Raw genomic sequence first — 4,010 nt, forward strand, 5'->3', positions numbered from 1 at the left:
GATTTGAATTTTGGAAATCCAATGGATTTATCCTGGAAGAAATTTTTGTAGGCTCGTTCCAAATTCTGCTGAGCGTTCGCCAAAGCCAGACTATCAACCGCTTTCATAAAAGGAAACTCTTCTTTGTACTGAGCGGGCGTATTGTTGAGCATTTGTTTTGTCTCTTTATAGTGGTCGATCTTGTTGCTAAGCATTTGGTTATAAATGAAGCGGGCACAACCAAAACAGTTCGCAAAATAGTTTTTTTGTTCTTCATTTGGGTAGAGCCGATACTTATAAGCTTTTAACATATTCTTCACCTCACTTCGCCCTGGTTTTCGATATATTTTTTGATGACTTCAATTGGAGCACCGCCTGTTGTCATTAGACAGAAGCTTCTCGACCAGAACATTTCTTTCCATAATTTCCGCTTCACTTCTGGGAAGTTCTTTTTTATGAGTCGAGAGCTGGCACTTTTGTAGGCATTGATGAATTTGGATAATTCTGTATTAGGCTGGGCTTTGAACAGGATATGAATGTGGTCTCTTTCAACGTTCCACTCAATAAGGGTGATGTTGTATGTTGTGCTAATTCTTAGAAACATATCTTTTGCATAATCCGAAACAGAGGGGGTGATGACTTTTCTTCGGTATTTCACAACTAAAACCAGATGGTAATACATCAAGAAGACTGAATGATTATTGTCATCCAATTCCACTGTGGTCACTCCCTTTTTGTTGATTACTACTGATTATAGTATACGCCATAAAGGACAGATTAACCACCTCAAGCTATCGCTTGATCGACATTCATCTCCCAGTTTCACTGGTGCTTCGCACCCATGCGTTTAGAAGGGGGAGACTTCTTTCGGAATTACGTTAAACTTTCTAAACAGCTGATCAATTTCATATTCGCTTTTTCCTTGATAATAACTTCGTCTGCCATTCTTATAATTTTCTCGAATTAAATAGTTTCTCTGGTTAGATCCATATTTCTCACTAATCACATAACTAATCGCTGTTTTAATAATCCGTTCAAATTCGATAGTTGCTTTAAAGATAGAGTGCTGCAAATTTTTGTCAAATTGAAATAAAGCAAAAATTTGTTCAAAGGTCGTTCCGTCTATGTATCTTTCATTAGCAGACAGGCTTGCTTCTTCTAGGAACGAATCTTTGTAACCATTGATAATTTCATAGTAACCATATCTAAGAAGCTCACTTTCTGCATGTTCTTCAGAAAGAAAGATGAGACCTCTATCTTTTAAAATATTTATTTGTTCTTTAATCGTTTTGAACGGTTTTTCACCCATATTATTTTCCTCCTAAAACACAAAAGGAGTCCTTTTTACAGGACTCCTTTTGGTCGGCTGAACTTCAGCCCTTCATTAAGATTATCTAAATTATAATCTATTTTAGTCCTATTGTCAACTTTTTATCTTCTTGTTTGAAACGTATATAGACACCGACAGACATACAGAACGTACGTTCCTTATCTGTTTTTATTGTAGCATATTCACGATTATATGTATACAAATTTCCTGAATCATTTTCTATATAGTAGCGTTATACTCTTATAAGGTTTAATATCGAATTTTTATATATAACCTAAGTTCCCATAATTTATAACTAGGTCAATTTATAAATGCTGTAATATCAAGGTCTGGCCGTGATTTTTTTAAGAATACATCGTTATACTTTTAAAAATTGTAACGACGTAACTTTACATTATTTGCGCGGAATTTCGTAGTTTCTCGTTACACAATCCGGGAATTCAGGATATAATTATTCTTTAAGAATAAAGAGCTGGAGTAAATACTTCCTACCAGTGCGGTTTAAAAAAAGCAAACCCTACTTAGAAGGTTTGCTTTTTGACTCTATCAGGTTTCATTTTTCCTAACATTTCAGCTACTGCTTGTATATTTTTATTGACTTCCATCTCGAAGACGAAGGATGTTCTTATTTTCTAATTTATAGCTGGTATAACTGCGCTTAAATGAATCAAAGTACTCTATTTCAAAGCAAAACAAATCCGCTAAAAAAGTTGTATCAATAAGAATAGTTAAAGCTTCTATTTCTAATAAATCGATTTTTTTGGTTCAGGCATCACTAACTTTATTTGTCCAATATTCTTAGAGAAAGAATCAATTTCACATTTATAAGATAATCAAAATCTATCTATACTTCTATTTATCCAATCCATCGAATGGATAGATAATCGATTTCTGTATCTCTCACTCCAAAGCGAAAAGTGGTCGTATTGTTCATCGGTAGGATCGGACATGACCCGTTTGAATTCTACGTACCCGCCAGTTCCTCCTACATTTTCAGGTACCGGATCGCCTTTCATTTCTACTACACGTGCTGTGCGAAGAGTGGCATTTTCAATAATTTCAGTCACTTCAATCTCATGTATCCAATCATCGCCAAAATCGTATTCATAAGTAAAAACGTCTCCTGAACGAAGGTATTCAATCAACTGCACATCTTTATCGTACTTCATAATTTGAAATCTTTCTTTATACCCAAAAGACTCATCATCATCTACTAAACAAACGGACATGTCATTCGGTCTATCAAAAACAAACTGATGCAGGTGATAATCGTCCCACATAAACGCTTCTTGTAGAATATCATGCAGCTGATTAAATGTATAAGTCATAGGAATATGCAGTTTTCTAATGACATCTGGATCCGTATCTAATTTAAGACTCACCTTTAATTCTACAACTGGCGGTGTGAAAATAAGGTTCTCACCTAAACCGTTATTGCTTAAAAAGTTTTCCCATTTATTTAAAGGTGTATCTGTTGACCCATCAGGATAAGTGAGCGATCGGTTATTCACTTTTTCCATTAATTTCAACTGCAATGTGGTTTCATCATCATATACTCTAACTGCTGATTTCAAAAAATCTACTGTATCTTCTAAGTAACTCACAAGCCCCGGATTCTCTTCTTTTATAAAGGTAATATCCCGACTCTCTATTTCGTCCTCTATCTCCATCTGCTTTACCCAGTTAAGACCTAAATAATCAAAGTAATTGTGTCTGACATAATCAATAATTCTCTCGATCTTACTCAGTTCCTCTTTTTTGAGAGGCCAAGCTACCAGCGTGAGTAAGGTTTCAGAATGCATAAGCACTTGAGCTTTTCTTCTATTTAAAATAACGACATGAGCTACCCATGAACTTCCGCTGCTTTCATGCGTACCCATTGGAATAGCCGTTCCTTTTGCCTTTTCAATCTCTGTAATGAATTTATTCGTGGTGTGAATGAGCATTTATCGTTCCTCCTGAATATTTTTTTTGGAAACACTAAAGCTGTTTCTAATGTTATTTTTAGTCTCTCTTATTCAGACTTATTTGTATACAAATTTGGGCAATACCACTACTTTTAAACCACTTTTCCATTAGCTTGTGGAACTTTCAGATTCATGAGCCATGTCAACGTTTCTTCTGGCTGCAGGGTTCTTTTTTTATTTAAAATAATGTATGGACGCAGTTTTTTATTGCTCAACCAATCTGAATAAGCATCAGTATCTTCTTCTATAGAATTGAAAATGCACATTTCTATCCAGTACTCACAATTATTGACTTGAATCAGCATTATCTAAGGAAGTTGTATTAATTTTTCTGTAAACTTCTTAAGATAATGAGTTTTCTGAAGAAGTAAGACCATTATTTCTAGCTACTCCTGAAGATTAGTTGTTAATCTTCAGGAGTTACCAATCAAATTGCATTGACTCCTTACAATAAGCGGTTATTTTTCGCATCCGAAAAATGTCATCTAGAATCAGCCTCAACTTTTTCTCCACCTTCAATGTCTGATATGCTTCACCGACATTAAACTGTTTAACGTAATTCCGAAAGAAGTCTCCCACTTCTAAGCGTATGGGTGCGAAGCACCAGTGAAAGTGGGAGATGAATTTCGGTCAAGCGATAGCTTGAAGTGGTTAATGTCATTCTCTCATCTTTAACACCCAAAACCCCGATAAATCCCTACACTAAGGGATTTACCGGGGTTTAAAAATGCTCA

5 protein-coding genes are annotated in these 4,010 nt (G+C 35.2%); all 5 read right to left on the reverse strand.

Annotated elements, in window-relative coordinates:
- Window positions 1–290, reverse strand: a 290-nt coding sequence (locus ABFX15_RS09245) for a helix-turn-helix domain-containing protein (RefSeq protein ID WP_346025143.1), incomplete at its 3' end; no start/stop codon positions are given.
- Between the two features lie 5 nt (window positions 291–295).
- Window positions 296–697 carry an IS200/IS605 family transposase gene (gene tnpA / locus ABFX15_RS09250; protein WP_346025139.1) on the reverse strand — a complete coding sequence of 134 codons (402 nt, stop codon included), beginning with the start codon at window positions 695–697 and terminating at the stop codon, window positions 296–298.
- Between the two features lie 129 nt (window positions 698–826).
- Window positions 827–1,288: an Abi family protein gene (locus ABFX15_RS09255; RefSeq protein WP_346025140.1), complete on the reverse strand. Its 462-nt coding sequence runs from the start codon at window positions 1,286–1,288 to the stop codon at window positions 827–829.
- Between the two features lie 854 nt (window positions 1,289–2,142).
- The gene (locus tag ABFX15_RS09260) at window positions 2,143–3,255 is read right to left on the reverse strand and encodes a plasmid pRiA4b ORF-3 family protein (RefSeq protein ID WP_346025141.1); all 1,113 of its coding nucleotides are present in this window, start codon (window positions 3,253–3,255) and stop codon (window positions 2,143–2,145) included.
- 113 nt (window positions 3,256–3,368) lie between these two features.
- Window positions 3,369–3,581 carry a hypothetical protein gene (locus ABFX15_RS09265; RefSeq protein WP_346025142.1) on the reverse strand — a complete coding sequence of 71 codons (213 nt, stop codon included), beginning with the start codon at window positions 3,579–3,581 and terminating at the stop codon, window positions 3,369–3,371.
- Window positions 3,582–4,010: the final 429 nt, after the last annotated feature.

The organism is Alkalibacterium indicireducens (assembly GCF_039522005.1).
Lineage (GTDB): Bacteria > Bacillota > Bacilli > Lactobacillales > Carnobacteriaceae_A > Alkalibacterium > Alkalibacterium indicireducens.